Here is a 25,953-nt window from a genome sequence, read left to right as displayed (position 1 = left end):
CGCGCCCGTCCCGGCTACCCGTCGACCGGGGCGAGGTGATGGCGGGCAGCGACTTCCGGCCCGTCTACCACCCCGCTGGCCACGACAACGACCTCCGGGTGGCCGTGCAGGACCTGCGCACCGGCCGCTGGGTGGCGATGGCGCAGTTACTGGACCGGACGGACGGCTGGGGGCTGTGGACCCAGCGCACCCAGGTGCTCGCCGCGGTCGCCGCCGGATCCGACGTGGTCCAGGCATGGCGGTCCGAGGAACCGCGCAGCGTCGCCGCGTCCGTCATGCACACACGAGTCGCCGTGGAACGCGCCGTCCGCGCCCACCGGGCGCGCCACCCCCGCACACGCGAGCTGTGGCAGGAGGCGTGGGCCGCCTGCCGCGACGCCTCGGAGGCCAGCCCCGCCGACCCCGTCCCCTGGGTCTGCCTGCTCGCACTGGCCCTGCTCGACGAGCACCGCTCGATGGACGAGCACCGGCAGCAACCGCCCGCCCTGATGCTGCCCCGTGGTCCCTGGGGCATCCTCGCCCAGGCCGACAAGCGCGACCCGCACAACCGCGAGGCGTACCACCGGATGCTGCAGTTCGTGTGCGCCGGTACGCCCGGGCCGCTGACCGAGGCCGCCAACTTCGTGCACTGGGCGTCCGGTTCGGCCCCGGCCGCGTCCGCCGTGCATCTCCTGCCGCTCTATCTGAGCATCGAGCGGTACCGCCGCGAACGCGGCCAGGAGAAGGCGCTCGACCTCCACTGGGTCGCCGAGGACGCCGTCCGCGACGCCGGGCACGCCCTCGACACCTGGTTCCGCCACAGCGACCTGCGCCGTGCCTCCCCGCTCGACCTGAACCACCTCGCCCACGCGCTGTGGGGGGCCCACCGGTTCGACGAGGCGGCACAGGTCTTCGACACGATCGACCGGTACTGGACCACGCTGCCCTGGGCCCACCGGACCCGGGACCCCGCCGACCAGGAACTGGCCATGGAGGTCTTCCTGCGGGCCAGGACCCGCAGCCTGGCGGCCCGGGGCTGACTCCGCGGCCCCCTGCCCGCGGTGCCCCCGTACTCCCCCGCTCCACCCCCGTCTCCACCGCTTCACCCCCGTCTCCACCGCTTCACCCCCGTCTCCACCGCCCCACCTGTCTCCACCGCCCCACCCCCGTCCCCGATCCTCACCACCCCCGGAGGTACTCCCCCATGTCCCGCACCGCGCCGACCGTCCGCCAGGACAGCAAGGCCCCGCCCCGGCGGGACGAGGAGGAACGGCTCAGAGAGCTCGGCTACCAGCCGGTCCTCGCCCGCCGGATGGGCGGCTTCGGCAACTTCGCCATCAGCTTCTCGGTCATCTCCGTCCTGTCCGGCTGCATGACGCTCTACGGCTTCGGGCTGGGCACGGGCGGTCCGGCCGTGATGCTGTGGGGCTGGGCCGGCGTCGGCCTGTTCGTGCTCTGCGTGGGACTCGCCCTGGCCGAGGTCACGAGCGCGTACCCCACCTCGGGAGCGCTCTACTACATGGCCGACCGGCTCGGCGGGCGCCGCTGGGGCTGGTACACCGGCTGGCTGAACCTGCTCGGTCTGCTCGGCGCCATCGCCGGCATCGACTACGGCGCCGCCCTGTTCACCGGTGCCTTCCTCAACCTCCAGTACGGCATCGAGCCCACCCCCGGCCTGACGTTCGTGATCTTCCTGTGCATCCTGCTGCTGCACGCCGCGCTCAACCTCTTCGGCGTCCGCCTCGTCAGCGTGCTCAACTCCGTCAGCGTCTGGTGGCACCTGGGCGGCGTCGCCGTGATCGTGGGTGCCCTGGCCTTCATACCCGACCAGCACCAGTCGCCCTCGTTCGTCTTCACCGAGTTCGTCAACGACACCGGCTGGGCCAACCCGTTCTACGTGGCCGCGGTCGGCCTGCTGCTCGCCCAGTACACCTTCTCCGGGTACGACGCCTCCGCGCACCTGTCGGAGGAGACCTCCAACGCCTCGGTCTCCGCCGCCCGGGGCATCGTCCGGGCCATCTGGGTCTCCTGGATCGCCGGCTTCGCGCTGCTCGCGGGCCTCACCTTCGCCATCCAGGACTACGCGGCCGTGCAGGGCACCGCCACCGGGGTCCCGCCGGCCCAGATCTTCCTCGACGCGCTGGGCTCCGGCGGCGCCACCGCCCTGCTCCTCGTCGTGATCGTCGCGCAGCTCTTCTGCGGCAACGCCGAGGTCGCCGCCGCGAGCCGGATGGTCTTCGCCTTCAGCCGCGACAACGCGCTGCCCGGCTCCGCGCTGTGGCGCAAGGTGAGCAGCCGTACGCAGACCCCGGTCCCGGCCGTGTGGCTCTCCGTCGCCGTCGCGGCCGTGCTGGCGCTCCCGTCGCTCTACTCCGCCACCGCCTACGGGGCCGTGACCGCCATCAACGTCATCGGCATCACGCCGGCCTACGCGATCCCGATCTACCTGCGGCTGCGCGCCGGGAACCGCTTCCAGCCCGGGCCGTGGAACCTGGGCCGGTGGAGCAAGCCGATCGGCTGGACCGCCGTGGTGTGGGTGGCCGTCGTCACCGTGCTGTTCTGCCTGCCGCAGAAGTCACCGGTGACCATCGACTCCATGAACTACGCGGTGATCGCGCTGGCCGTGGTCCTCGTCCTGGCCAGCGCCTGGTGGTACGCCGCCCGGCGCTCGTACGGAACGCCGTCGGCCTACGGCAACGCCCGGGAGCAGGCCGAGATCGCCGAGGGCATCGTCTGAGTCGACCGGCCGGCAGGCCGACCGTCCGCCTGTCTGTCTGTCTTTCCGTCGGCCCGACGGCCCGACGGTCCGCGCGCGCGCCCCGCCGCACCGGGGCGCGCGCGGTGCGTTCAGACCAGTTCGGGCTGCGGCTCGCGCCGCTGCTGCGGCAGCGTCACCGACTCGGCCCGGCGGTCCCAGCGCTGGGTGAGCCGGACGTAGCCGTAGATCACCGAGACCATCGACAGGACGACGAGCGGGCCGTACACCCACGGGAGCGCCGCCATCTCCATCGGCAGGAAGCGGTACGACAGCAGCAGCGCGAGGAAGACCGCGGTGCCGTAGGCGACGAACCGGACGCCCTTGCGGTCCCCTCCGTGGTCGAGGGTGCGCAGCGCGGCATCGATGGTGAGGGTGAACACCACACCGGCGACGATGTCCGCACCGTAGTGGTAACCGAATCCGAGGGTCGCGCCGAGCGTCGCGATCAGCCAGAACGTTCCCGCCCAGCGGAGGGCCCGGGGGGCCCTGCGGGAATGGATGAAGATCGCGGTGGCCCAGGCCGTGTGCAGGCTGGGCATGCAATTGCGCGGGGTGAACTCGTCGAAGAGCATCGGCTGCGGGGTGGTGACCGGCGGCGGCGTGTTCGGCCAGAGCTCGGCCAGCGCCCACTGCCCGCCGTCGGCGCCGTACGCGAAGATCGGCCCGACCACCGGGAAGACCATGTAGATGCCCGGGCCGAGCAGCCCGATGGCCAGGAAGGTGCGCACCAGGTGGTGGCGCGGGAAGCGGCGCTCGGCCGCCACGTGGCGCAGCTGGTAGAGCGCGACGATGACCGCCATCACGGCGAGCTGGATGTAGACGAATTCGAGGACGCGGAAGCCGACGACCCCGGTGGCCTCGACGATCCGGCCCGCCACCCACGACGGGTTGCCCAGCGCCTGGTCGGCGGTGGCCACGTACTGGTCGAGCACCGTCGGGCGGGTCTTCGACGTGATCAGCAGCCAGGTGTAGCCGGTCTTGCGGCCGGTCACCAGCAGCAGGGCCAGTCCGACGCCCTGGAGCAGCAGGGTCCGCTCACGGCCGGTGCGGCGGGTGAGTGCGATGACCGCGCAGCCCAGGGTGACCAGGAGCGCGCCGTTGCCGTACATCATCTCGGCGCCGACCGCCCAGCGCACGAGCCAGAAGACGAGGTCGATGCCGACCGCGGCGCCGAGCGCGATGAACCGCTGCCGCCAGGTGAGCACCACCAGCATCAGGGCCATGCTGGCGTAGAGCACCGTGCCCGACTTGGGTGCGAACACCACTTCCCGCGCCTGGTCGGTGATCGGCCCCGGTACGCCGTAGCCGCGCGCGGCGATCTCCAGGGCGACGAGGAATCCGAGGGTCACGGCGCTCGCCGCGACCCACAGAATGACGCGTGGCCGGCGCCGTCCGGCGGACTCGGCTCCGCCGCCCTTTCGCGAAAACACTCGCTTTACCGCAGATATCTATTTTTCAGCCGATGTTCATATTTCAACCTGATCATTGTTCGCTCGAACATGTTAGCGGAGCTGGTGAGCCGGTTCGGGAAAGTAAGGAAGGCCACATCCGGGAAACCGAGGGGACTGAGGGCGTGCCGGGCGGAATACGGAATTCCCCCGGCATCGGCACAGGGCGTCCCAGCGGTGGAGGGCGGCGAGTGCGGTGAGTGCGGCGGCGGCGGTCTCGGCGGGCTCGAAGGGCCGGCAGGCCGAGGCGGTGCCCACCTCGGCCAAGGCCACCGGGTCGTGGTCGAGTTCCGCCGGTCAACGGCGGATCACCACCCGGGGTGGGACAAGGAGCCGCCGCACCCTTGCCTTAGGGTGGCCTCATGGTGGGGCACTCGAGTACACGGCAGCGGCTCGTCGTCGCCTTCGTCTCCTTCGTCCTGGCGACCGCCGCGACGGTCGTGGCGGCGGCGTCGTCGACAGGTCCTGCGTCGGACGCCGGCGCCCGGGCCGCCGGGGGGTTCCAGCGGCCGCCCGAGCCGCCCAAGAAGCACGATCTGCGACTCGGCGTCTCCTACGGCGACACCCTCACCTGGAAGTCGGACGACGGCCTGGCCGCCGCCCTCAACGACGCGGTCGGGCTGGGCACCACCTGGATCCGGGTGGACCTGTCCTGGAACAACATCCAGCCGGACAGCCCGCGCACCTACCAGTGGCAGCGCTTCGACCGGATCGTGAAGGCGGCCCGCGAACGCAACCTCGACGTCCTCGCCACGGTCGCCTACACCCCCGCATGGGCGCGGGCCGAGTCCTGCACGGGGCACCGTCCCACGTGTCCGCCGGCCGACCCCAAGAAGTTCGCCGCGTTCGCGAAGCTCGCCGCCCTGCGCTACGCGCCCCAGGGCGTGCACACGTGGGAGATCTGGAACGAGCCCAACCTCCCCCAGTTCTGGTACCCCAAGCCCGACGCGAAGGCGTACACCACCCTCCTCGGCTCCACCGCCGCCTCGCTGCGCGAAGCCGACCCGACGGCGTACGTGCTCATGGGCGGCCTGGCCGCCGTCGGCACCTGGGAATCCATCAAGTACGTCTCCCACCTGGACTTCCTGGAACAGGTCTGCCGGCTCGGCGGCAACAAGGTGGTGGACGCGCTCAGCTACCACCCCTACGCCTGGCCCCAGCTCCCGCACGACGGCAAGGTGTTCACGGAGATCAGCAGCGCCGGGGAGAACCTGGTCGGCGTCGCCGAGCGGCACGGGACGCCCGGCATGCCGGTGTGGCTGACGGAGACGGGCGCGCCGACCAACGGTCCGGGCAACCCCGCCGCCGACGAGAAGTCCCGGGCGGAGAACATCACGCACGTCAGCGAGGAGTTCCAGGCGCGGATCGCCACCGACACCGTGCCGACCGCCGCGAAGGACAAGTACGTGGCCGCGGCCTTCTGGTTCGCCCATCAGGACACGGCCACCGGTAACGACAAGAGCCATTCCAAGTACTACGGGCTGCGCCGCTACGACGGTTCCGCGAAGCCCGCGTTCGCCGCGCTCCGGGCCGCCATCGAGGAGTACGCGAAGAAGCAGCCCCGATAGCGGCGTGCCGTACGGGAGGCCGGCCGGCGGTCACAGCGAGCGGAACAGGTCCACGTACCGGGCCAGGAGGCCGTCCCAGGCGAACCGCTCACGCGCGGTGCGCAGCCCCGCCTCGCCCAGCCGGTCCGCCAGCGCACCGTCCTGGAGGAGCCGCCGGCAGGCGCCCGCCAGAGCTCCGGGGTCGCCGGGCGGCACCAGCAGACCGGTCCGCCCGTCCTCGACGACGTATGGGATGCCGCCTACCCGCGAGCCCACCACCGGCGTGCCGCAGGCCATCGCCTCGACGAGCACCATGCCGAACGACTCGGCCTCGGTGACGGAGGGCAGGACCAGCACCGCCGCCTCGCGGACCGCCCGGACGAGGGCGGAGCCGGTCAGTTCGCCGGACGCGGTGACCCGGTCCGCGAGGCCGAGGGACGCGGCCAGGGCGAGCTGGTCGGCGACCGCGTCGCCGCCGCCGACCAGGCGCAGCCGGGCACCGGGTACTTCGGCCAGGGAGCGGACGAGGACGTCGACCCCCTTCCAGGCCGAGGACCGGTCGATGCGGCCGACGTAGAGGAGCGTCGGCGGGCGGGTGGAGGGCGGCGGGCCCGGCGTGAAACGGCCGGTGTCGACGCCGGGGCTGATCTCCAGGGCTCCGGGCCGCCCGGCGGCCAGGGAGACGGGGGACACGGCGACCAGGGCCCGGGCCCGGCCGAACACCCGGGGCAGGACCCGGCGTTCGTAGAGGCCGATGAGGCGGTCCGCGGCGCCGGTGCCGGGGCCGCCCTTGAGCATCGAACCGGCGTGGTAGGTGAGCACGGCCGGGCGGCGGCCCGCCACGGCCACGGCGAGGTCGCCGAGCCCCGGAACGGGGGCGTGGGCGTGGACCACGTCGGCGCCCGTACGGCGCAGCCAGTACCGCAGCTGCAGCGGCCACAGGGGGCTCAGGGGGGTGTTGGAGAGCCGGAGCCAGGAGCCGAGCCGGACGACCCGCACGCCGTCCTCCAGGGAGGTACGGGTGCGCAGTCCGGGCCGGCTGGTGAGGACGACGGCGTCGAGGCCGGGCGCTTCGTGCACGGCTCGGGCGACCCGGGCCGCGTACTGCTCGACGCCCCCGAGGTGCGGCGGGTAGTAGGGGGTGACCACGGCCACCGTGCGGGGGTTCACAGGGCCGCCCGCAGCAGGCCGGGGAAGCCTTCTGCCTCGGCGATGTAACCCGGCAGGCGGCGTCGCAGCTGCTCGCGGTAGCCGGAGTCGTCCTGGAGCAGGGGTGCGACCAGTGCCCAGAGCCGGGGGTGGGTGACGTCCTCGATGGCCAGCACGTGGGCGCCGAGGCCGAGGTCGGCCATGATGCCGCGGGTCTTGTGCTCGTACTCGATGGCCACGCAGGGCACTCCGCTGGTCAGGGAGAAGATCACCGAATGGAAGCGGGTGCCGATCAGCAGGGCGCACTCGCGGTAGACGCCCTTGAGATCGCGGTAGTCCACCCGGTCCTCGATCAGCAGGGGCGCCGCGGTGCAGTGGGCGGCGATCCGGCGTTCCACTATGCGGTCGTCGTCGCTCAGGTAGTCGGTGCTGACCTGCGGGATCAGCACGACACGGGCGCCGGTGGCCTGGACGGCGTCGATCGTCGCGGCCAGGGCCCGTTCGTAGGCGTCCTGGGCGGCCGGGGCCAGCCAGCGCCTGGCCGTGACCCCGACCAGCCGCTGCTGCGGTGCGATGCCGAGCCGGGCCCGCCAGTCGCAGGACGGCGGCGGGTCGAACGCGAAGCCCGAGTCGACGCCCCGGGTGACGGCCTCCTCGGGCAGGCCGCAGCCGCGCAGCTGGGCCACGCTGACGTCCTCGCGGGCCAGGACGAGCGGGGACCGGCCGAGGGCGCGGGCGACCAGGCGCCGCTGGAGGGAGGAGGGGAACGGGCCGTAGGACTGCGGGGCGAAGACGACGGGCACGCCGGCGCGCTGGGCGAGCAGCACCGGCAACAGGACGAAGAAGACGTTCTGGTGGCCGTCGAGCCCGGGGCGGGCCAGGACGTATCCGCCTCCGGTGGACACCACCAGGTCGGCGCCGGCCAGGGCGTCCGCCTCGCGCCGGGCCTCGGCGGGCAGGACCCCGCGCAGGAGCGCGGCCGCGGACCGGGGCAGCAGGAGGAGGCCCGCGCAGGCAGCGCCGACGTACACCTTCCGCAGGATCCGGCGGGAACGCGAAGCGGTGCCGTCGGCGACGTGGCGGCGGATCGAGCCGAGGTTCGGGGCGTCCTCGAATGCGGGGTGGACGGCGGGGTCCTCCATGCCGGCGACGCGGACGTCGGCGCCGGGGAACGCCTCGCGGACCTGTTGCAGGCAGACGGAGAGCAGCGCGGCATCGCCCGCGTTCTCCCGTACGTAGGCGTTGATCACCACGATCTTCACGGGCGGTACCTCTCGGCAGGTGTGGCGGCGGACGGCGCGGCGGGGTACGGCGGATCCGGGGCCGTCGGCCCGGGCAGGCGCACGGCGCGCAGTTGGAGGGTGTCGACGGGGAACCAGCCCGGTCCGGGGTCGAGGTCCGGCTCCGGCGGGCGGGGCGCGGAGGGCCGGCCGCGCAGCAGGGCGACGGTGGCGAACAGTCCGGCCGCCAGGTTGCCGATGCCCCAGGCGCAGCCGACCCAGACCAGCCCGTGTGGCGCCCACCACGCGGCCAGGCCGATGGTGGTGCACGCGAGGACGGTGTTGGCGGCGATGAGCCGCTTCATCCGCCGGGCCAGCTTCAGCCCGAAACACGCCCAGGTGTTGAGGGCGACGGGGAGGGCGGCGAGGGCCAGCACCCTGAGCAGTCCGCTCGCGGCCTCGGTGTAGCCGCCGCCGAACACCAGCAGGAGCAGCCCGCTGCCGGCCGCGACGACGGCGACGGCGGGGACCTGCACCGCGGCGATGATCTTCGCGGAGCGGCGCAGGAGTTCACCGAACCGGGACGGTTCGGAGGAGACCTCGGCGAAGACGGCCTCGCCCACGGCGGTGGAGACGGAGTTCAGGAGGGCGGCGATCTGGAAGGCGACGAAATAGTATCCCGCTTCGGCGGCGCCCAGCTTCTGGAGCACGATCAGCGGAGTGACCAGGACGGGCGCCAGGTTGATCAGGCTGGAGACGTAACTGGCGACGGAGAAGCGCAGTTGCTCGCGCAGCCGGGTGCCCCGGGAGCGGAAGTCGAAGCGGAAGCCGAGGCGGCGCCGGAGCAGCAGCAGGGCCGCGGCGCCGGCGACCGCGTAGCCGATGCCCGCCGAGCCGAGGATTCCGGCCGCGCCGAACCCGGCCAGGGCGACGGGCGCGGCGAGTTTGGCGAGGCCTTGGAGGATCCCGTCGGACAGCACGTTGTACTGCGCCATGCGGGCGCTGATGAAGACCGACTTGGCCAGGAGGTTCAGCGAGGCACAGGCGCAGGACAGGACGAAGAGTGCGGCGAGGTACGCGTGGTCTCGGACGAACAGCAGCTTGTGCCCGTACCAGGGCAGCCCCAGCAGGTAGATCCCGGCGGCGGCGCAGGAGACCATCAGCACCAGGGCGGTGGACTGGGTGATCTGGCCGTTGCGGGCCCTGCCCTCGGCGGGGAAGCGGATCAGGGTGCTGTTGAGGCCGAGCATGCTGAGGTAGGAGAGCAGCGAGGTCGCGGAGATCAGCGAGGTGGCCAGCCCGACCTGCTCGGGCGGGTAGAAGCGGGCCACGACCACCCAGAAGAGGAAGCTCAGCCCGGCGGTCGTGACCGTGGACGCCAGCAGGAAGAACGAGCTCCGGAACATCTGGTCCGCGGGCCGGGCGTGCCTACCCACGGCCGGCGTCCCCGTAGTGCCGGAGCAGCTCGGTCACGTGCCGGTCCCAGCCGAAGGACGCCTCGGCGAACGCGCGGGCGGCGGCTCCCGTCGCCGCCCGCCGGGCGGGGTCCGCGACCAGGCCGTCGAGCGCGGAGCGCAGCGCGGGGACGCTACGGGGCACGAGCAGGGCGACGTCGCGGTCCAGGCCGTACGGGGCGTATCCGGGGTCGTCGGTCGTGACGACGGGCAGCCCCGAGGCCATGGCCTCCTGGACGGTGAGCGGGAAGCCCTCGGCGGTGGAGGGCAGGGCGAACACGTCGCAGGCCCGGTAGGCGTCGGCGAGGTCCTCGGCGGACAGGGAGCCGAGGTGGTGGACGCCGGAGCGTCCGGCGAGGGCCGCGGCGTCCCCGTCACCGGCGAAGACGAGGTCGTATGCGGCGTCGCCGGCGTGGGCGTCGAGGAGGAGGTCGTACCCCTTCTTGGGGACGAGCCGGCCCGCGAAGAGCACGAGGGTGCGTCCGGCCGGCAGGCCGAGCCGCGCCCGGGCCGCGGCGCGCTCCGCGGGGTCGGCGGGCGGCCGGAACAGGCCGGTGTCCACGCCGTTGGCGAGGTGGTGGCGGGCCTCGGCGCGGGCGCCGAGCCGTTGGACGAACGCGGCGACGTCGGCGTTGACGGTGAGCACCCGGCGGGCGCGGCGGAGCTGGGGCCGGCCCGCGACGGCGTAGACGGCCCGCTGGACGGCGCGGACGAGGGCCGAGGGGTGCGCCACCATGCCGACGTGCTGGGTCACCACGGTGGGGGTGCGGGTGGCGGCCGCGGCGAGTCCGGCCGCCCAGGAGGAGGCGTAGAGGCAGTCGTGGACGTGGACGACGTCGGCGCGGCGGGCCCAGCGCAGGGCTGCGGGCAGCAGGGCCGGGGAGAACAACGGGAAGGGGACGCCCGACCGGCGCTCCACCACGTTGGACGCGGCGACGCGGACGACGCGGACGCCGTCCTCGTGGTGGATCCCGGCGTGGTCGCCGCTGGTGAGAACGGTGACCTCGGCGCCGTGCCGGGCGAGGTGGAGCGCTTCGTTGCGGACGACGTTCTCGATCCCGCCCAGGTGCGGCGGGTAGTAGTGGCTGACGAGCAGGACCCGGGGCCGGCGCCGGACGTGGTTCATCGGTAGACCACCGCCCCTTCGTTGCTGTAGATCAGGTTGCGTGTGGTGTCGAGGAGGTTGCGCGGGTACCGGTACGTCACGAGGTCGCCCCGGAAGAACACGGTGACCTCGTCCTTGCGGGTCGGCGTGGACCCGAGCAGGACGTAGGACTGGGACCGCAGCAGCGTGGGGTGGACGCTGTCCTGCGTGCGGACGGTGAAGAGGGTCTGCAGCCGGCTGAAGGAGTACCGGTCGGTCTGTACGACGAGGTCGTCGCCCGCAGCCCGCTGGTTGAGCCACATGGCGGCCCGGCGGTCCTCGGCGTGCGGGTAGTAGATGTCGTAGGCAGGACCGGAATTGCTGAGGGCGAGCTGCGCGGGGTAGCCGCCGAGTGCCTTGGGGACGGCTCCGGTCAGGTCGAGCAGCAGCCCGGCGACGAGGACGCACAGCACGGGGAGGGCGCGGCGGCCGGCCCGGCGCACCGCCCACAGGGCGCCGGCGGCGATGAACGGGGCGAAGAACAACAGGCCCTGCTGGAAGGCGCGGAGCACGCTGTAGTCGACCGACAGCTGCGGCACCAGGGTGAACAGGCCCATCATCGCGAGGGCGCCCACCGTGAGGGTGATCTGGTCGCGGACGGGAGTGAACGGGCTGCCGCGTCCGCGCAGGGCGATCACGAACCCGACCAGGACCAGGACCTGGAGCAGCAGGGCGGCGGCCTGCCGGAGCACCCCGTTGAGGGCGGGCACGCTCAGGCCGGCGGTGTCCAGCGCCCGGCCGACGGGGGTGAGCGGCAGGTTCTCCTTCTCGGCCACGGGCGTGGGGTACTTCGCGAGGGCGTCCAGCGGCAGGTACTTGCCCTCTGCCCGGTCGGCCCCGGTGTAGCCGATGGTGTCCTCGCGGTATTCGGCGAGCCGCGCCTCGGGGGTGACCCCGGCCCCGCCGAAGAGGCTGTAGCGGGTGTCGGAGGAGCCTCCGCGGGCGTCGCCGGACCCGAACAGGTCGCTCGCGACGACGCGCAGTGTGCTTTCGAGCTGGCCGCCGGTGTGGGTGAGGGGGCCGGCCCAGAGCAGGGCGAGAACGGCCGGTACGGCCACGGTCCACCAGGTCAGGAACGTCCGCGTCCGGCCCTTGCCGACGGCGCGGTGCGCACGGGCGCGGCCCGGCCGGGAGGCCAGCCGCCAGACCTTGTCCACGGCGAACGCGGTCGCCAGGGTGCCGACGATCACGTAGATCGTCGAGTAGTGGGACAGGACCACTCCGGCGAGGAGCACGGTGAACACCGCGCGCCGCAGGGGCAGCGGGCGCCGGGAATCGGTCAGGACGAGCATCGCGCAGGCCAGGAGCAGGAAGGCGATGGCCTGCCGGCCCAGGAACGGCATGTCGGTGAAGAAGGTCGGGAACGCCATGAAGAACACGGCGGAGAGCAGCGCCACGAGCGGGGACGCCACATTGCGCACCGCGCGGTGGACCAGCACCGGGGTCAGGGCGAAGAGCAGCGGCAGGACGGCCTTGAAGACGTAGATGTCCTCGATGCCTGTGAGCCGGAAGATGCTCACCGGGAGCAGGGTGATGCTCAGGCAGGCGTTGTACGGGTCGGTGTAGGCGGAGATGTCCCAGAAACCGCCGCCGAGGGTGAGGCGGAAGTAGAGGTACTCGCGCTGGATGTCGTGCCCGGTGATGTACCAGCCGCGCAGGGAGGTGAGCAGCAGCAGGGTGGCGGAGGCGGCGTAGATGCCGGCCTCCAGGACGATCGGGGAGCAGCGTCCGTGGCGAAGCAGCAGGAGGACGATCAGCGCCGTGACGACGACCAGGGCGGCCGTGCTGACGGCGCCGCCCAGGCCGTTGTTGAGCCTGATCGGGCCGGCCACGGAGAGCAGCAGCGCGACTCCGGCCACCCAGGCCACCGGGCGGGCGCCGCTCAGGGGTGCGCCGCGCAGGAGGGGCCGTGGTGACTGGGGGGCGAGGATTCCGAGGACGAGCAGCACGAGGGTGGTCGCCGAGGCAAGCACCAGTCGGGTCAGGGGCCGTTCGACGCCGAGCGGCGGAAGCACGGTGTTGACGCCCAGCGCCACGAGGACGTCGAGGAGCACGGCGAGGCCGGCCGCCAGCAGGAGGGAGCCGCTGCGGGTGGAGACCACTTTGTCGGTGAAGCCGCGCAGCAGCAGGACGGGCGCGGCGAAGAGCAGCCACAGGCCGACCGGCGCGAGGAGGAGGGCGGGGACGCCGGGCAGCGTCTCGACGGCGCAGGCGGGACCGAGGCTCAGCAGGACGCCGAGCCGTCCACGCAGCCAGGTGGGCGCCTTCATATCCCTGCCTTCCGGTACACGAGCTCCACCTGCCGGGTGACTTCCTCCCAGGTGTGGCGGCGGGCCCGCTCGGCGCTGCGGCCGGCCAGCCGGCCGCGCAGGGCGGGGTCGGACGCGAGGCGGTCCATGGCCGCGGCGAGCGAGGCCGGGTCCGGTGCGGCCAGCAGGCCGACGCCGCGCAGCAGTTCCGTGTTGCCGGGGACATCGGTGGCCAGGACGGGCAGGGCGGCGGCCATGGCCTCCAGCGCGGCGAGGGGCATGCCCTCGCGGTCGGAGGGCAGGACGAAGGCGTCGGCGTCCGCGTAGGCGGCGAGGAGGTCCTCGTCGTACAGGGGCCCGGTGAACTCGACGCGCTCGCCGAGGCCGAGTGCGGCGGCCCGGGCCCGCAGGTCGGCGTCGAGTTCGCCGCCGCCGACGACGCGGAGCCTGAGCGGGGATTCGGCCAGGCTGATCGCGTCGAGCAGGCGCGCGATGTTCTTCTGGGCGCTGAGGCGGCCGACGTAGAGCAGCCGCAGGGGCCGGGGGGTGGCGGTCGCGGTGGCCGCGCCGACGGGGGCGGTGGCAGGCGCGGGCGCGGGACGGAAGAACTCCGGACCGACTCCGTTGGGCACCACGTGCACGCGCGCGGGCGGCACCCGGTAGGCCTCCTCGACGAAGCGGGCCTGCTGCTCGGTCAGCACGATGACCGCGGCGGCGGCGCGGGCGACGCGTCCGAAGACGTGCTTTTTGTAGGCGGGCAGGAGTCCGCCGAGGCGCCCGCTGGCGTCCACGTCGAGGTGGAAGTGGAGGACGAACGGCTGCCGGCGCAGCCGGGCGGCGAGTGCGACGGTCTCCGGCAGGAGGGCGTGCGCGCAGTGCGCGTGCAGTACGGCGCCGCGCGGCGCGGCCAGGAGCGAGCCGAGGAGCCCGGGCGCGATGGCGGTGTGGGCGAACTCGGTGGCGCGGTGCCTGCGCACGGTGACGCCGTCCTCCCGGGCCCGCCGCGGCGCGCCGCCGGAGCCGAGCGTGGTGGTGACGACGCGGACGTCGTGGCGTGGGGCGAGGCAGCGCGACAGGTGCAGCACGACGCGTTCGAGGCCGCCGAGGTGCGGGGGGTAGTACGGAGTGATCTGGAGAACGGTGCGCATCAGAGTTCCGGGGGCCGGCCGAAGCGGAAGTGAAGGGTCTGAGGGTGCCCGGTGAGCGAGACCCGGACCAGGGCGACGTCGGTCCCCTTGGCGCGGATCCGCGCCGTGACCGGGACCGCGGCGCCCTGGTGGGGTTCGACGGGGTAGGTCTCGGTAGCCAGCACGTTGCCGTTCGCGGCCTCCACGGTGAGCGTCGCGACCAGCGACCGGGAGCCGGAGCCGTGGTCGTTCACCGCGAAGGGAACGAGGACGCTCGCTCCGTCGAAGCGCGGATTCTCGGTGAAGTAGAGCTCGATGTAGGCGGCTTGCCGGCGGGTGAACGAGTCCAGCAGGACCGTCCGCACGGGCGGCAGCGACCAGGCCGCGGCGCACAGGCCGGCCGCCACCACGAACGCCAGGGCCGCTCGGATCAGACGCTTCCTCATGCCGGGGTGTGCCGCCGTTCGTAGCGCGCGGGGCGCTCCGCGGCGGGCCGGCGGAAACGGTGCTCGAAGAGCTGGCGCAGGTTGGCCATCCCGTCGGGCAGCGCGTTGAGCTTCACCTCGCCCTGGCGGTTGCGGTACTCGATGGGCACTTCGAGGTACCGGTAGCCGGCCTGGGTCGCGGCGTTCTTGATCTCCTGGGAGAAGGCCATGCCCGTCGACTTCACGTCCACGCCGTCCCAGACGTAGCGCCGGAAGACCCACATGCCGGACTGCGAGTCGCGCAGGCCGTTGCGGAACAGGGCCCGGCTCAGGGCGCTCAGCGCGTAGTTGGCGACGGTGTGGGACCGCTTCATCGCCGAGCGGTTCTCGCGGCGGAGCCGGTTGGTCGTCATGAACTCGACGTCGGCCTCCGCCAAGGTGCCCAGCAGTTCGGGCAGGGAGTCGAAGGGATAGGTGCAGTCGGCGTCGCCGGTCGCTATGACATCGCCCTTGGCCGCGCGGAACCCGGCGTGGTAGGCGTTGCCGTACCCCCGCTCCGGCTGGGAGACGACGGTGGCGCCGAGCGCGGCGGCCACCGCGGCGGTGTCGTCGGTGGAAGCGTTGTCGACGATGATGACCTCGGTCTCCCAGCCCAGAGCGCGGAGCGCGCTCGTGGGCACCGAGTTGACGACGGTGGGTAGGTTGGGCGCTTCGTTGAGCGCCGGAATCACGACGGAAAGCGTATTCAATTCATCCCCCGGTACCGGACCAGAACGGCGGCCGTGCGAGCGCCGCGGCAACTGAGGGCCTTCACATCGTGGAGTCTCGGCCGCACACGTCGAGCCGGGCGGTCTGCTGGGTGCTTCTGCTGTGGACGTCAACCCGGCATCCGGGCCAGCGGTGACCCTATCCGACGCGTGAGACGCCGATCCACCAGGGTGGCCACCGACAATGATCAAATTGCGGCGAATTCGGCCGGAAAAGGGATCAACCGACCAGCCACGAACCGACAGGCTTGATCTCCTTGTCGAGCTTGCCGCCCTTCAGCGCGAGAACCTGATCCGCGGTCAGCGGCTTGTCCCACACGAGTACGTGTCCGATGACGCCGGCCCAGGGTCCGCTCCAGATCCCGTGGTGGCGGGAGCGGCCCAGCTGCAGCGGCCCCTGGCCCGACCAGGCGGCCGCCACCGGGGCGCGGCCGGCCTCCTTGCCGTCGACGTACAGCGTCAGCGTCTTGCCCTGCGCGTCGTACACCCCGGTCAGCAGGGCCCAGGTGCGGACCGTGTTGAGACCGTCCGAGGTGGCGGCCACGGCGGTGGAGGCCGCGCCCTTCTCGTCGGTCTGCATCCGAAACACCCAGGACTTCTTGCCGTTGCTGTCCTCGCGGCCCAACTCGAACGAGAACGAGGTGCCGTCGCCCTGGCTGATGGCGAACCGCGAACCCCCGTCGGCCTCGTTGTAGACCCAGGCGGAGACGGTGAAGCTCTTGGACGCGTCGACGACCGGCTCGGCGGCCTGCGCGTACGAGTTGCCGTTGCTGCGCAGGCGCAGCACGTTGCCGTTGTCCACCTTGCCGAGTACCGCGTCGGGGCTGAGCGCGATGTTGACCTGGCCGGAGCGGTCGCGCAGCAGGTTCGGCTCGCCGGGGACGGTGGGCGCGTCGGGGTCCTGGCCGGGCGCGGCGGTCGCCGACTGCGAAGCGCCGCCGGGGCCCGGAGCCTTCCCCTTCGCGTCGCCCCTGTCCAGGATGAAGAGCCCGGCGCCGATGCCGAGGGTGCACGCCGCGACCGTGATGCCGGCCATCCACATCCGCTTGCGTCTGCGCTGCTGCGACTCCGAACGGTCCGCCATCGCCTGCCAGTCGGGCTGGGGAGGGGGCGTGAATCCGGCCGACTGCGGCTCCGGCTGGGGCTCCAGGGGCGGCTGCTGCGTGGGGTATGCCTGAGGGTGGTGCGGCGGCTCTGCGGCAGGGCCCGGCTGGGACAGCGGCTGCTGGTACGGATTGGGCTGCCAGGCCTGCGGGAAACCGTAACCGCCGGGCGTCCCTTGGGGGTAGCCATAGCCCGCCTGCCCCCCAGCGGGGTCCGGCGGGGGCGTGCTCGGGCGATCCGTACCGTCAGTCATGGGACGGATCGTAAAACATGACAGGCGGACCGCCACCAGGCGGTACGGCACGAACTCCGACGGGCCGCCTCGGTGGGCGCCCCCGGCCTCCGACCCGCGCCGCAGGATCGCCGGACACGGCCTCCCGGCCGCTCCCCGGTGCCGTCGGCAGCCGACGCCACGGCCCCTGAAACGATCAAAGGATCGCTTCGGATTACTCTGAAGCGATCCTTCGATCTACGACTTCGAAAAGTCGGGACGACAGGATTTGAACCTGCGACCCCTTGACCCCCAGTCAAGTGCGCTACCAAGCTGCGCCACGTCCCGATGTACCTTCGACCTGCGGGTTTCCCCGTGCTCGGCGGCACATGCAGAACATTACCCCACGCCGAGGGGTGTGCATGCACGGGTAATCGGCGAGGGGGAGGATGGGGTGGTGAACACACGGGACCGGGACGGGGAAGGGCGGGCGAGGAACGCCCGGCCGAGGGATGGGCTGGGGCGGCCGCTGCCCTATGGTGCGCCCGGCGTGGAGCGGCAGCCCGAGGGGGTGGTGCGCTCGCCCGCCGAGACGGTGCGGGAGGCGCAGCGGCTGCTGGACGCGGGCATGCCCTTCCACGCGCACGAGGTGTTCGAGGACGCCTGGAAGTCGGGCCCCGAGGCCTCGGCCCCGTTGTGGCGCGGGCTGGCGCAGCTCGCCGTCGGGCTGACGCACGCCGCCCGCGGGAACGCGGTGGGCGGGGCGCGGCTGCTGCGGCGCGGGGCCGACGCGATCGAGGGGCTGGACGGAGCCCCGTACGGGATCGACGTGCCGGGCCTGGTCCGGTGGGCCGGGGAGCTGGCGGGCCGGGTGGAGGGGCCCGGCCCGGCCGTCGACGCCGTGCGGGAGGCGCCGCGGCTAGCCGGCGGGCTGGAGTAGGTCCCAGCGATTGCCGTACAGGTCCTCGAAGACGGCGACGGATCCGTACGGTTCGTGGCGCGGGTCCTCCAGGAAGCGGACGCCCTCGGCGGTCATCCGGGCGTGGTCGCGGGCGAAGTCGTCGGTGTGGAGGAAGAAGCCGACGCGGCCGCCGGTCTGGTCGCCGACGCGGGAGCGCTGGGCGTCGTCCTTGGCACGGGCGAGCAGGAGGGCGGATTCGGTGGCGCCGGGCGGGCGGACGACCACCCAGCGGGAGCCGTCCGGGCGGGGGGTGTCCTCGGCCAGGTCGAAGCCGAGGGCGCGCCTGTAGAAGTCGATGGCCTCGTCGTAGTCGTGGACCACGAGGGCGGTCAGGGCGATGTGGGATGACATGCCCTCATTGTGCTCCGAGGAGTACGACCTCCAGGGTGCGGGGCCCGTGCACGCCTTCCACCCGGTCCAGTTCGATGTCGCTGGTGGCGGAGGGGCCGGAGATCCAGGTCAGGGTCCGGGCGGGGTCGAGCCGGTCCAGTGCCTGCGGTACGGAGTCCACCACCTGGTCCGGTACGCGGATCACGCAGACGTGGTGGTCCGGGATCAGGGTGATGCGGCGCCGGCCCTGGTCGCGGGCGCCGTCGAGGACGATCGTGCCGGTCTCGGCGACGGCCAGGGCGCAGCCGGTGACCACGCTGTCGACCCGGTCCAGTTCCTGCGCGGTGGCGGCCCGCCGGTCGTGGACGCGGGTCCGGCCGGCCGCGGACAGCCAGTACGGGGGCAGGCCGGGCGGGACGAGGACGGTACGGGAGCCGCGTTCGGCCAGCAGCCGCGTCAGGAGCGGCGGCAGGCCGTCCTCGTCGGTGCGGTGGACCTTCGCCCGGTATTCGGTGAGGTTCGCGGCGAGCAGGTCGACGCGCTCGTGCGGGGTGCGGGTGCCGTGCACGCGCAGGTAGTCCCGCGGGATGCCGGCGCCGGGATCCGGGCCGGGGCAGGGACCCGGGCCGGGCCGTGTGTCCGGGGCCGGCGGCGGTACGGCCCGGCGGATCCGGGCCAGGATGCGGTCCCTGCTGGTCACTGCGGGGTTCCCCGTTCTCGGGTCCACCAGTCGCGGAACGACTCGGCGGGTACGTCGGGCAGGTCGCGGGTGTCGGTCCAGGCGCGGCCGGGGCCGGGCAGCCGGCGCGGCGCCAGCCTGCGGGCGCGGGCCAGCAGGCGCTCCCCCGCGCGCAGGGCCGCGGGGCGGTCCAGGAGCAGCCGGGCGGCACGCATGGCGGCGCGTTCGGCGGTGTGCCCGTGCGTGGGGCGGATCCGCACGCGGATGCCGTCCCGGGTCACCGGGCCGCCCTGGGCGACCCGTTCCCGCAGGTGGACGAGGATCTCGGGGATGTCGATGGCGACCGGGCAGACCTCGTAGCAGGCCCCGCACAGGGTGGAGGCGTAGGGCAGCGAGGCGTCGATCTCGCTGCCGGTGCCGCGCAGTTGGGGGCTGAGGACGGCGCCGATGGGGCCCGGGTAGACCGATCCGTAGGCATGGCCGCCGGCGCGCTCGTAGACCGGGCAGACGTTGAGGCAGGCGGAGCAGCGGATGCAGCGCAGGGCCTGGCGGCCGGTCTCGTCGGCGAGGGTGTCGGTGCGGCCGTTGTCGAGGAGGACGAGGTGGAAGGCGGCGGGTCCGTCGCCGTCCGCCCCGCGCGCCGGGCCCAGTCCGGTCCACATCGTCGTGTACGGGTTCATCCGCTCGGCCGTGGAGGAGCGCGGCAGGGTCTGGAGGAAGATCTCCAGGTCGCGGAAGGTGGGGACGACCTTCTCGATGCCCACGACCGAGATCAGGGTCTCGGGAAGGGTCAGGCACATCCGGCCGTTGCCCTCGGACTCGAGGACGACCATCGTGCCCGTCTCGGCGACCATGAAGTTGGCGCCGGAGACGGCGACCTTGGCGCGCAGGAACTTCTCGCGCAGGTGCAGGCGTGCCGCCTCGGCGAGTTCGCGCGGGTCGTCGCCGAGCCCGTCGGGGGCGGGGCGGCCCCAGCGGCCCATCTCGGTGCGGAAGATGTCGCGGATCTCGGCCCGGTTGCGGTGGATGGCGGGAACCAGGATGTGGGAGGGGCGGTCGTGGCCGAGCTGGACGATGAGTTCGGCGAGGTCGGTCTCGTAGGCGGTGATCCCGGCGGCCTTCAGGGCCTCGTTGAGCCCGATCTCCTGGGTGGCCATCGACTTGACCTTGACGACCTCGCGCTCGCCGGTGGCGCGGACGAGTTCCGTGACGATCCGGTTGGCCTCGTCCGCGTCGACGGCCCAGTGGACGGTGCCGCCGGCGGCCGTGACGGCCGCCTCCAGCTGGAGGAGGTAGTGGTCGAGATGGCGCAGGGTGTGGTCCTTGACGGCCGCGCCGGCCGCGCGCAGACGGTCCCAGTCCGCCAGTTCGGCGACGGCCCGCGCCCGCTTGTCGCGGATGGTGTGCGTGGCGTGCCGGAGGTTGGCACGCAGCACGCCGTCCCGTACGGCCTCGCGCGCGGCGGCGGGGAAGGAGGGCATCCCGAGGTGGGCGGTGGTCATGCCGGTGCTTCCTCCTCGGTCGCGGCAAGGATCTCGGCAAGGTGCAGCGTGCGCGGCGACGCCCCGCCGCGGGTACCCGGTGCGGCCCCTTGGGCGCGCGGTGCTGCCCCGGCCCCGGTGCCCGGCGGTGCCCCGGCTCGGGTGCCCGGTCGTGCCTCGCCGCGGGCGCCCGGTGACGCGGCCGCATGGGGGCCCGGTGCGGACGCTCGGCGTAGGAGGCCGTCCAGGTGGGCCAGGCAGGAGTTGTCGGCGCCGCACAGGACCTCGGCGCCGGTGGCGGCCGCGGAGGCGATCTTGTCGGTGCCCATGGCGGCGGAGACGTCCGGGTTCTTGACGGCGAAGGTGCCACCGAAGCCGCAGCACTCCTCCGCGCCCGGCAGCTCGACCAGTTCCAGGCCCTTCACCGCGGCCAGCAGCCGCCGCGGGCGGTCCCCCAGCTCCAGGCCGCGCAGGCCGTGGCAGGACGGGTGGTAGGTGACGGTGTGCGGGAAGTACGCGCCCACGTCGGTCACCCCGAGCACGTCGACCAGGAACTCCGTGAGCTCGTACACGCGCGGCGCGAGCTCCGCCGCCGCGTCCGTCAGCTCCGTGCCGCGCCCCTCCCGCTCCGCCTTCCGGCCGATGCGCGGGTAGTGCTCGCGCAGCATCGCGGCGCAGGAGCCGGACGGGGTGACCACGTACTCGTAGCCGGCGAAGGCCGCCGCGGTGCGCCGCAGCAGCGGCTCGGTCTCGCGCCGGTAGCCCGTGTTGTACTGGGGCTGCCCGCAGCAGCTCTGGTCCGCCGGGAAGTCCACGGCGACGCCGAGCCGCTCCAGGAGACGTACGACGGCGATGCCGGTCCGCGGGTACAACGCGTCGTTGACGCAGGTGACGAACAGGGCGACACGCATGGTGGGCACAATAGCCCGGTGAAGAAGTTCTCAGTGATCGGCATAGGCGCGGGCGACCCGGACCACCTGACCCTCCAGGCGGTCAGGGCGATCGGCGCGGCGGACGCATTCCTCATCCTGGAGAAGGGCGAGGAGAAGGCGGACCTGACCGGGCTGCGGCGCGCGATGCTCGACGCGCACGCCCGCCCCGGCCACCGGCTGGTGGAGGGCCGCGACCCGGACCGGGACCGGACGCCCGCCGACTACACCCCGACGGTGGACGGCTGGCGCAGCGCGCGGGCCGAGCTCTTCGAGCGGTTCATCGCGGAGGACCTGGCGGACGGCGAGACCGGGGCGTTCCTGGTGTGGGGCGACCCGTCGCTCTACGACTCCACCCTCGCGATCCTCGACGAGGTGCTGGAGCGCGGCCGGGTGGCCTTCGAGCACGAGGTCGTGCCCGGCATCAGCAGCATCTCCGCGCTGCTGGCACGGCACCGGACCAATCTGAACCGGGTCGGACGGCCGGTTCAGATCACCACCGGGCGGCGGCTGGCCGAGGGCTGGCCGGCCGACGTGGACGACGTGGTGGTGATGCTGGACGCGCGGCACGCCTTCACCGCCCACCTGGACCAGGACCTGTACATCTACTGGGGGGCCTACGTGGGCACCCCGGACGAGATCCTGGTGCAGGGCAAGCTGGCGGAGGTCGCGGGCCGGATCGAGGAGCTGCGGACCGAAGCCCGCGCCCGCAAAGGCTGGATCATGGACACCTACCTGCTCCGGCGCCCGTAGCACGCAGGACTCGGTACGCAGTACGCAGTGCGCAGGGCTCAGCAGCAGGACGTGTCCGCGAGGTCCCGTGGGTCTCGCGGACGCGCCGCCCCCGGCTTCCGCCGGGGGCGGCGGTGCTGTCACGCCAGGTACGTCGGCACGGCGGCCGCGAGGCGTGCGTACTCCTCGGGCCGGTTGTAGATCTGCCCGCAGATCCGGAGGCCGCCGCCGCCCGGCCAGGGCCAGATCAGCACCCTGATGCGCAGCCGCGCCGCGATCTCCTCGCGCAGCTCGCGGGCCTCGTCCGGGGTCTCGGCGACGCCGGGCGGCAGCCGCAGGGAGCGCATGGCGAGGCCTTCGGTGTACGGGAGGGGTGTCAGCCCCGGGATCTCGGCGAGCAGCGCCGCGCCGTGGGCGGCGAGGGCGCTGTTGTGGGCCCGGACCTTGGCCGCGTCGAGGGCCTCGATCAGGTCGAGCCCTTCGGGGGCGGCGAGCCAGCCGGTGTAGTCCGCGGTGGCGCGGTTCTCGACGGAGCGCGGGAAGCCGTGGCCGTCCTCCCAGGACGGTACGAGGGCCCGGACGCGGTGGCGGTGCTGCGGGGCGACGGCGAGCAGGGCGGTGCCGGACGGGGCGTAGCCCCACTTGTGGAGGTTGCCGAACCAGAAGTCGGCGCCGCCGGCGAGCGGGTCGGCGAGCATGCCGGGGGCGTGGGCGCCGTCGACGACGGTGGTGATGCCGCGCTCGCGCAGTTCGGCGAGGAGCCGGGGCGAGGCGATGAGCCGCGCGGTGGGCGAGCTGACGTGGTCGAGTACGGCGACCCGGGTACGGGGGGTCAGCGCGGCCAGGACGGTCTCGCGGACGGCGTCCTCGTCGGGCAGGCCGGGATCCAGTGCGACCGTGGTGACCGGGGCGCGGCGGGCGGCGGCCGCGGTGACGGTGCCGTAGCCGTGGTCGGTCACGAGGATCTCGTCGCCGTCGGAGAGCGGGACGGCGTCGAGGGCGAGGTTGGCGCCTTCGGTGGCGTTGGAGATGAAGGCGAGGCCGTCGGGGTCGGCGCCGAGGTGCGCGGCGATCCGGGTGCGGGCCTGTTCGAGGCGGTCCGGCAGGGCGACGAAGAAGGCGTCGGGGTCGGCGTGGACCTCGGCCCGGAGCGCGGCCTGGGCCTCCTGGACGGGCACGGGGACCGCGCCGAAGGAGCCGTGGTTGAGGTGGGAGACGCGCGGGTCGAGGCGGAAGAGGGCGGGCCCGCCGGGGAATTCGCCGGGCCGTTCCCCTGCGGGGGGCTCGGCGGGGCGGTCGGCGGGGCGGGTCGTCTCGGTCACAGGACCTCCGGGGTGCGGCGCGGCTGTCGCCCGGATCATCTCCCGCCGCCCTCCGGGGCCGGAAGACCACCGGCTGCTGCCGGGCCGGAACCGGACGGTCTGCGCCCCGGCGGCCGTCCGTCTCGTCGCGGCGCGCGGGGCCTTCGCGCGCGGGGCCTTCGCGCGCGGGGCCTTCGCGCGCCGCGCCCTGCACGCCGCGGGCCGGCCCGGCGTGACGGCACCCGGCCGTGCGGACCGGCTTCGGCCGGGCCGCCCTGCCGCCGCCCGGCCCGGGGACGCCGCGGAGGGCAAGGGCTACGGCTCGCGGCCGCTGGTGGCCGCGTAGTACTGGAGGTCCTGGACCTCCACCGTGTGGTCGACACGGAACGGCAGATCGACCTTCGCCGATGCCTTCCCGTCCCGGACGACATGGGCCGCGCTGGTGCCCGGCTTGAGCGGCAGCAGCTTGGCATGGATCCCGGCCGGGGCGTCGTGGCCGCCCTGGGCCGTACCGACGGTCGTGCGGACGGACGCGGCTTCCGTCAGGAAGCTGAGCACCTCCACCGTGTCGCGGGCGGGAGCGCTCCCCTTGCGCAGCGACATCACCAGCGACTGGTCGCCCGTGGGGTCGGCGTCCGCGAACTGCGTGCGCGCCGAGAGGTACAGGGTGTCCCGGACGATCTTCGGCCAGCCGCCGGTCTTGAACCGGGTCAGGTAGTACGAGGTCAGGTCGAGGTAGGCGTGGCCGTTGTGCAGCGACGGTGCGAACTGGCTGCCCTCAGAGTAGTCGTTCCAGGTGGTGAGCTGGACCCAGTCGGCGCCGTCCTCGATGGCGCGCGTCCATGTGGCGCGCAGCGTCGCGGTGTTGCCGGCCTCGTCGTAGATGCCCTGGTTGGGGCGTGCGTCCTGCACGGACACGGGCTGCATCCAGATCTTGCCCATGCCGTGGGCCCGCTGGACGTCGCGCGTGGAGCTCTCCTGGCCGACGTAGCTGCGGCTGCCCCATTCGGAGAACCCGTGGCTGATCGGGGCGAAGTCGCCGCTGTGGGCGCCGAAATCGAGGAAGAGCGGGACGAAGGCGGTGCGGATGCCGTGATCGGTCTTGAGGATGCTGATGACCTCCGTCCACCAGGCCACGTTCTTCGCCTCCGCCTTGAAGGGGGAGACGACGAGCCGGCCGTCGGGGAGCCGGTGCGCGGCGGAGGCGTCGGCGAGCGTGGCGATGGCCCCGGCGAGCACGCGCGGGTCGTCGGTCTTCAGCGAGGTCATGTCCGGCATCAGCATGATCTTGAAGGACGGGTCCACGGAACGGGCCGCCGCCATGAGGAGGTTGGAGCGGTCCCAGTTCTTGCCGGAGAGGGAGAGCAGGTCGAGGGTGAAGCCGTCGATGCCGGCCGCCCGCGCCGTACGCACCTCCTGCTGGAGGTTGGCGTACTCCCAGTCGCCGCTCTTGGGCGTCACCGGCAGCGGCCGGTCGCGCAGCAGGCCGCCGTACCTGCCGTGTTTGCCGCTCTCGCCGTCGGGATTGAGGTAGTTGCGCGTGTAGTAGTCGTTGTCCGCGGCCGCGTTGTCGAGGGAGAGCGGGTACGGGGTGAAGTAGTGGGCGAACACCAGCTTCCTGCCCGCTTCGCCGGAGCGCAGGGCGGCCGGCTGGGGCATGTCGAAGGGCAGGGCGCCGGCCGGGCGCCCGGCACCGGAGTCCACCGCTCCCTCGGGATTGCCCTTGGCCGCCGCGCCCTTGGTGGGCGCCGGGCTCTGCTCCGGCTGCGGCGCGGCCGTGCCGGTGTCCGGGGCGGGGGCGGGCCCGGCCGCCTGCGGGGCGGCGGCGCCGTGTGCCGTGGCGTTCTGGGCGGGGGCCCCGCTGAGCGGGTCCCAGGCGATGCCGGTGGCCGCGCAGACGCCGACGAGGAGGAACGCGGAGAGCGCCATGGCCAGGAGCGGCCGGGCTCCCCGTACGGCGGGCCGGCGCCGGTGCGACACGGGCCGGGCCGTCCGGTCCCCGCCGCGCGTTCTTCGTCGTGCTCGCCGGTCCGTACGCCGGTCCGCTGTCATGCTGGCCCCTCCCGCGATGGCGCCCCGGTGGGGGCTGGACAGCAGTAGAGCCCATTACCGGCTCCCGGACAACCGTTCCCAGGGGCGGGGCGCCGGCACGTACGTCACACGCACGACGGGAACTACGCAGACCGAGCGGTCAGTCGGAGCCGGGCCCGGCGCAGCCTCCGCGCCACCATCCCGCGGGGGCTGCGCCGCCCCGCGGAGCCCCGTATTCCACGCGTCGTCAGATCGTGCGGGCGTGGAACGGCCCTGACCTGGGCGCGAGCGGACCCGCCGATCGGAATGCGACATTCCCCTAGCGATACGGCACAAGTGGCGCATAATCGACGTCACACGGCCGAAAGATCCCTGCGGGCGCGGCCGTACGGGGTCACGCATGCGATGGGGGGCATCGTGCCGATGGGGGAATCAGGGTCGACCGGAAGGCTCCCGGCGACGTCCGCCGAGATGTCCCGGCTGCTCACCGCCGTCCGCCGGGGGCGGGTGCTCACCGTCGCGGGCGGGTTCCGCGAGCCGCGGAGCCTGCTGGTGCGGGAGATCGCGCGGCGGCTCGCGTCCAATTTCTACGACGGGGTGGCCGTCGTGGACCTCGACCCGCTCGAGGGCGGCTACGGCGTCCGCGAACTGACGGCCGAGCTGGGCTCCGTACCCGGCGTGTCCGCACCACCCTGCGGGACGACGACGTACGCCGCGTCGTGGCTGGCCGAGCGGGACATGCTGCTCGTCCTGGACGGCACCGAGCAGCTCGGCCAGGACGCCCTGGCCTGGCTGCGCAGACTGCTGGCCGTGGCCCCGGGGCTGCGGATCCTGGCCGCCGGACGCTCCCCGCTCGCTTTCGAGCAGGAGCGCATCCACCGCCTCTGACCTCCCGGCCCGGCCCCGCATACGGGTCCGCCCCGGCCG

Annotated in this window: 22 protein-coding genes and 1 tRNA gene; 6 read left to right on the top strand and 17 right to left on the bottom strand. The window is 73.4% G+C overall.

Going from position 1 to position 25,953, the window contains the following annotated elements; all coding sequences use genetic code 11:
- The first annotated feature begins 38 nt into the window (after nt 1-38).
- Both NRK68_RS29120 and NRK68_RS29115 read left to right on the top strand, forming a co-directional pair.
- The gene (locus tag NRK68_RS29120; RefSeq protein ID WP_046776534.1) at nt 39-1,019 is read left to right on the top strand and encodes a hypothetical protein; all 981 of its coding nucleotides are present in this window, start codon (nt 39-41) and stop codon (nt 1,017-1,019) included.
- Between the two features lie 164 nt (nt 1,020-1,183).
- Nucleotides 1,184-2,716, top strand: a complete 1,533-nt coding sequence (locus NRK68_RS29115) for an amino acid permease (protein WP_183063995.1) — start codon at nt 1,184-1,186, stop codon at nt 2,714-2,716.
- Between the two features lie 110 nt (nt 2,717-2,826).
- Here the strand turns inward: NRK68_RS29115 and NRK68_RS29110 are convergent, their stop codons facing one another.
- Nucleotides 2,827-4,110: a phosphatase PAP2 family protein gene (locus tag NRK68_RS29110; RefSeq protein ID WP_183064245.1), complete on the bottom strand. Its 1,284-nt coding sequence runs from the start codon at nt 4,108-4,110 to the stop codon at nt 2,827-2,829.
- A 437-nt stretch (nt 4,111-4,547) separates the two neighbouring features.
- Here NRK68_RS29110 and NRK68_RS29105 point away from each other — a divergent pair, with 437 nt between their 5' ends.
- Nucleotides 4,548-5,753 (top strand): cellulase family glycosylhydrolase, encoded by a 1,206-nt coding sequence (locus NRK68_RS29105; protein WP_183063994.1) that lies wholly within the window; start codon nt 4,548-4,550, stop codon nt 5,751-5,753.
- 30 nt (nt 5,754-5,783) lie between these two features.
- Here NRK68_RS29105 and NRK68_RS36820 read toward each other — a convergent pair whose 3' ends face one another.
- The 10 genes from NRK68_RS36820 to NRK68_RS29050 form a co-directional block, all read right to left on the bottom strand.
- A complete protein-coding gene (locus NRK68_RS36820; protein WP_308296327.1) occupies nt 5,784-6,902 on the bottom strand; it encodes a glycosyltransferase family 4 protein in 1,119 nt (372 codons plus the stop codon).
- Nucleotides 6,899-8,143, bottom strand: coding sequence for a polysaccharide pyruvyl transferase family protein (locus NRK68_RS29090; protein ID WP_257857196.1), 1,245 nt, complete (start codon nt 8,141-8,143; stop codon nt 6,899-6,901). Before NRK68_RS29090 ends, NRK68_RS36820 begins: the two co-directional genes overlap by 4 nt.
- Complete coding sequence (locus NRK68_RS29085) at nt 8,140-9,537, bottom strand: lipopolysaccharide biosynthesis protein (RefSeq protein WP_257857195.1); 1,398 nt, start codon at nt 9,535-9,537, stop codon at nt 8,140-8,142. Before NRK68_RS29085 ends, NRK68_RS29090 begins: the two co-directional genes overlap by 4 nt.
- Nucleotides 9,530-10,681, bottom strand: coding sequence for a glycosyltransferase family 4 protein (locus tag NRK68_RS29080; RefSeq protein ID WP_183063990.1), 1,152 nt, complete (start codon nt 10,679-10,681; stop codon nt 9,530-9,532). Before NRK68_RS29080 ends, NRK68_RS29085 begins: the two co-directional genes overlap by 8 nt.
- The gene (locus NRK68_RS29075; protein WP_257857194.1) at nt 10,678-12,969 is read right to left on the bottom strand and encodes a DUF2206 domain-containing protein; all 2,292 of its coding nucleotides are present in this window, start codon (nt 12,967-12,969) and stop codon (nt 10,678-10,680) included. Before NRK68_RS29075 ends, NRK68_RS29080 begins: the two co-directional genes overlap by 4 nt.
- Nucleotides 12,966-14,096 (bottom strand): glycosyltransferase family 4 protein, encoded by a 1,131-nt coding sequence (locus NRK68_RS29070; RefSeq protein WP_257857193.1) that lies wholly within the window; start codon nt 14,094-14,096, stop codon nt 12,966-12,968. Before NRK68_RS29070 ends, NRK68_RS29075 begins: the two co-directional genes overlap by 4 nt.
- Nucleotides 14,096-14,521, bottom strand: a complete 426-nt coding sequence (locus NRK68_RS29065; RefSeq protein WP_183063987.1) for a hypothetical protein — start codon at nt 14,519-14,521, stop codon at nt 14,096-14,098. The genes NRK68_RS29070 and NRK68_RS29065 overlap by 1 nt, the downstream gene beginning before the upstream one ends.
- Entirely contained in the window at nt 14,518-15,231 is a 714-nt protein-coding gene (locus NRK68_RS29060; protein WP_257857192.1) for a glycosyltransferase family 2 protein, read from the bottom strand. The genes NRK68_RS29065 and NRK68_RS29060 overlap by 4 nt, the downstream gene beginning before the upstream one ends.
- 256 nt (nt 15,232-15,487) lie before the next feature.
- Nucleotides 15,488-16,624 carry a LamG-like jellyroll fold domain-containing protein gene (locus NRK68_RS29055; RefSeq protein WP_257857191.1) on the bottom strand — a complete coding sequence of 379 codons (1,137 nt, stop codon included), beginning with the start codon at nt 16,622-16,624 and terminating at the stop codon, nt 15,488-15,490.
- Nucleotides 16,625-16,856: 232 nt separating this feature from the next.
- A tRNA-Pro gene (locus NRK68_RS29050) sits at nt 16,857-16,930 on the bottom strand.
- A 202-nt stretch (nt 16,931-17,132) separates the two neighbouring features.
- Here NRK68_RS29050 and NRK68_RS29045 point away from each other — a divergent pair.
- Nucleotides 17,133-17,522 carry a DUF309 domain-containing protein gene (locus tag NRK68_RS29045; protein ID WP_257857190.1) on the top strand — a complete coding sequence of 130 codons (390 nt, stop codon included), beginning with the start codon at nt 17,133-17,135 and terminating at the stop codon, nt 17,520-17,522.
- Here the strand turns inward: NRK68_RS29045 and NRK68_RS29040 are convergent.
- Genes NRK68_RS29040 through NRK68_RS29025 form a run of 4 tightly spaced genes read right to left on the bottom strand, consistent with a single transcriptional unit; the run spans nt 17,502 to nt 20,944 of the window.
- Nucleotides 17,502-17,894 carry a VOC family protein gene (locus tag NRK68_RS29040; protein ID WP_257857189.1) on the bottom strand — a complete coding sequence of 131 codons (393 nt, stop codon included), beginning with the start codon at nt 17,892-17,894 and terminating at the stop codon, nt 17,502-17,504. The two genes, NRK68_RS29045 and NRK68_RS29040, sit on opposite strands and share 21 nt — an antisense overlap.
- Before the next feature lie 4 nt (nt 17,895-17,898).
- On the bottom strand, nt 17,899-18,573 hold the full coding sequence (locus tag NRK68_RS29035; RefSeq protein ID WP_257857188.1) for a LutC/YkgG family protein: 675 nt from the start codon (nt 18,571-18,573) through the stop codon (nt 17,899-17,901).
- Entirely contained in the window at nt 18,570-20,054 is a 1,485-nt protein-coding gene (locus tag NRK68_RS29030; protein WP_257857187.1) for a lactate utilization protein B, read from the bottom strand. The genes NRK68_RS29035 and NRK68_RS29030 overlap by 4 nt, the downstream gene beginning before the upstream one ends.
- Nucleotides 20,051-20,944 carry a (Fe-S)-binding protein gene (locus NRK68_RS29025; protein ID WP_257857186.1) on the bottom strand — a complete coding sequence of 298 codons (894 nt, stop codon included), beginning with the start codon at nt 20,942-20,944 and terminating at the stop codon, nt 20,051-20,053. The genes NRK68_RS29030 and NRK68_RS29025 overlap by 4 nt, the downstream gene beginning before the upstream one ends.
- 18 nt (nt 20,945-20,962) lie before the next feature.
- Here NRK68_RS29025 and cobF point away from each other — a divergent pair, with 18 nt between their 5' ends.
- Complete coding sequence (gene cobF, locus NRK68_RS29020; RefSeq protein WP_183063980.1) at nt 20,963-21,715, top strand: precorrin-6A synthase (deacetylating); 753 nt, start codon at nt 20,963-20,965, stop codon at nt 21,713-21,715.
- A gap of 119 nt (nt 21,716-21,834) precedes the next feature.
- Here the strand turns inward: cobF and NRK68_RS29015 are convergent, their stop codons facing one another.
- Nucleotides 21,835-23,016 (bottom strand): aminotransferase class V-fold PLP-dependent enzyme, encoded by a 1,182-nt coding sequence (locus NRK68_RS29015; RefSeq protein ID WP_257857185.1) that lies wholly within the window; start codon nt 23,014-23,016, stop codon nt 21,835-21,837.
- A gap of 294 nt (nt 23,017-23,310) precedes the next feature.
- Complete coding sequence (locus NRK68_RS29010) at nt 23,311-25,047, bottom strand: glycoside hydrolase family 71 protein (protein WP_183063978.1); 1,737 nt, start codon at nt 25,045-25,047, stop codon at nt 23,311-23,313.
- A gap of 402 nt (nt 25,048-25,449) precedes the next feature.
- Between NRK68_RS29010 and NRK68_RS29005 the strand changes: the two genes are divergently transcribed.
- Entirely contained in the window at nt 25,450-25,914 is a 465-nt protein-coding gene (locus tag NRK68_RS29005) for a hypothetical protein (RefSeq protein ID WP_157879662.1), read from the top strand.
- The last annotated feature ends 39 nt before the right edge of the window (nt 25,915-25,953 follow it).

The sequence above is a fragment of the Streptomyces yangpuensis genome (genome assembly GCF_024666385.1).
Lineage (GTDB): Bacteria > Actinomycetota > Actinomycetes > Streptomycetales > Streptomycetaceae > Streptomyces > Streptomyces yangpuensis.
This window is presented reverse-complemented; position numbering and strand designations above follow the sequence as displayed.

Coding starts and splice junctions, on each gene's coding strand:
- NRK68_RS29120 (WP_046776534.1), top strand. CDS start 39: ATGGCGGGCAGCGACTTCCGGCCCGTCTACCACCCCGCTGGCCACGAC.
- NRK68_RS29115 (WP_183063995.1), top strand. CDS start 1,184: ATGTCCCGCACCGCGCCGACCGTCCGCCAGGACAGCAAGGCCCCGCCC.
- NRK68_RS29105 (WP_183063994.1), top strand. CDS start 4,548: ATGGTGGGGCACTCGAGTACACGGCAGCGGCTCGTCGTCGCCTTCGTC.
- NRK68_RS29080 (WP_183063990.1), bottom strand. CDS start 10,681: ATGAACCACGTCCGGCGCCGGCCCCGGGTCCTGCTCGTCAGCCACTAC.
- NRK68_RS29075 (WP_257857194.1), bottom strand. CDS start 12,969: ATGAAGGCGCCCACCTGGCTGCGTGGACGGCTCGGCGTCCTGCTGAGC.
- NRK68_RS29070 (WP_257857193.1), bottom strand. CDS start 14,096: ATGCGCACCGTTCTCCAGATCACTCCGTACTACCCCCCGCACCTCGGC.
- NRK68_RS29065 (WP_183063987.1), bottom strand. CDS start 14,521: ATGAGGAAGCGTCTGATCCGAGCGGCCCTGGCGTTCGTGGTGGCGGCC.
- NRK68_RS29055 (WP_257857191.1), bottom strand. CDS start 16,624: ATGACTGACGGTACGGATCGCCCGAGCACGCCCCCGCCGGACCCCGCT.
- NRK68_RS29040 (WP_257857189.1), bottom strand. CDS start 17,894: ATGTCATCCCACATCGCCCTGACCGCCCTCGTGGTCCACGACTACGAC.
- NRK68_RS29030 (WP_257857187.1), bottom strand. CDS start 20,054: ATGACCACCGCCCACCTCGGGATGCCCTCCTTCCCCGCCGCCGCGCGC.
- NRK68_RS29025 (WP_257857186.1), bottom strand. CDS start 20,944: ATGCGTGTCGCCCTGTTCGTCACCTGCGTCAACGACGCGTTGTACCCG.
- NRK68_RS29010 (WP_183063978.1), bottom strand. CDS start 25,047: ATGACAGCGGACCGGCGTACGGACCGGCGAGCACGACGAAGAACGCGC.
- NRK68_RS29005 (WP_157879662.1), top strand. CDS start 25,450: ATGGGGGAATCAGGGTCGACCGGAAGGCTCCCGGCGACGTCCGCCGAG.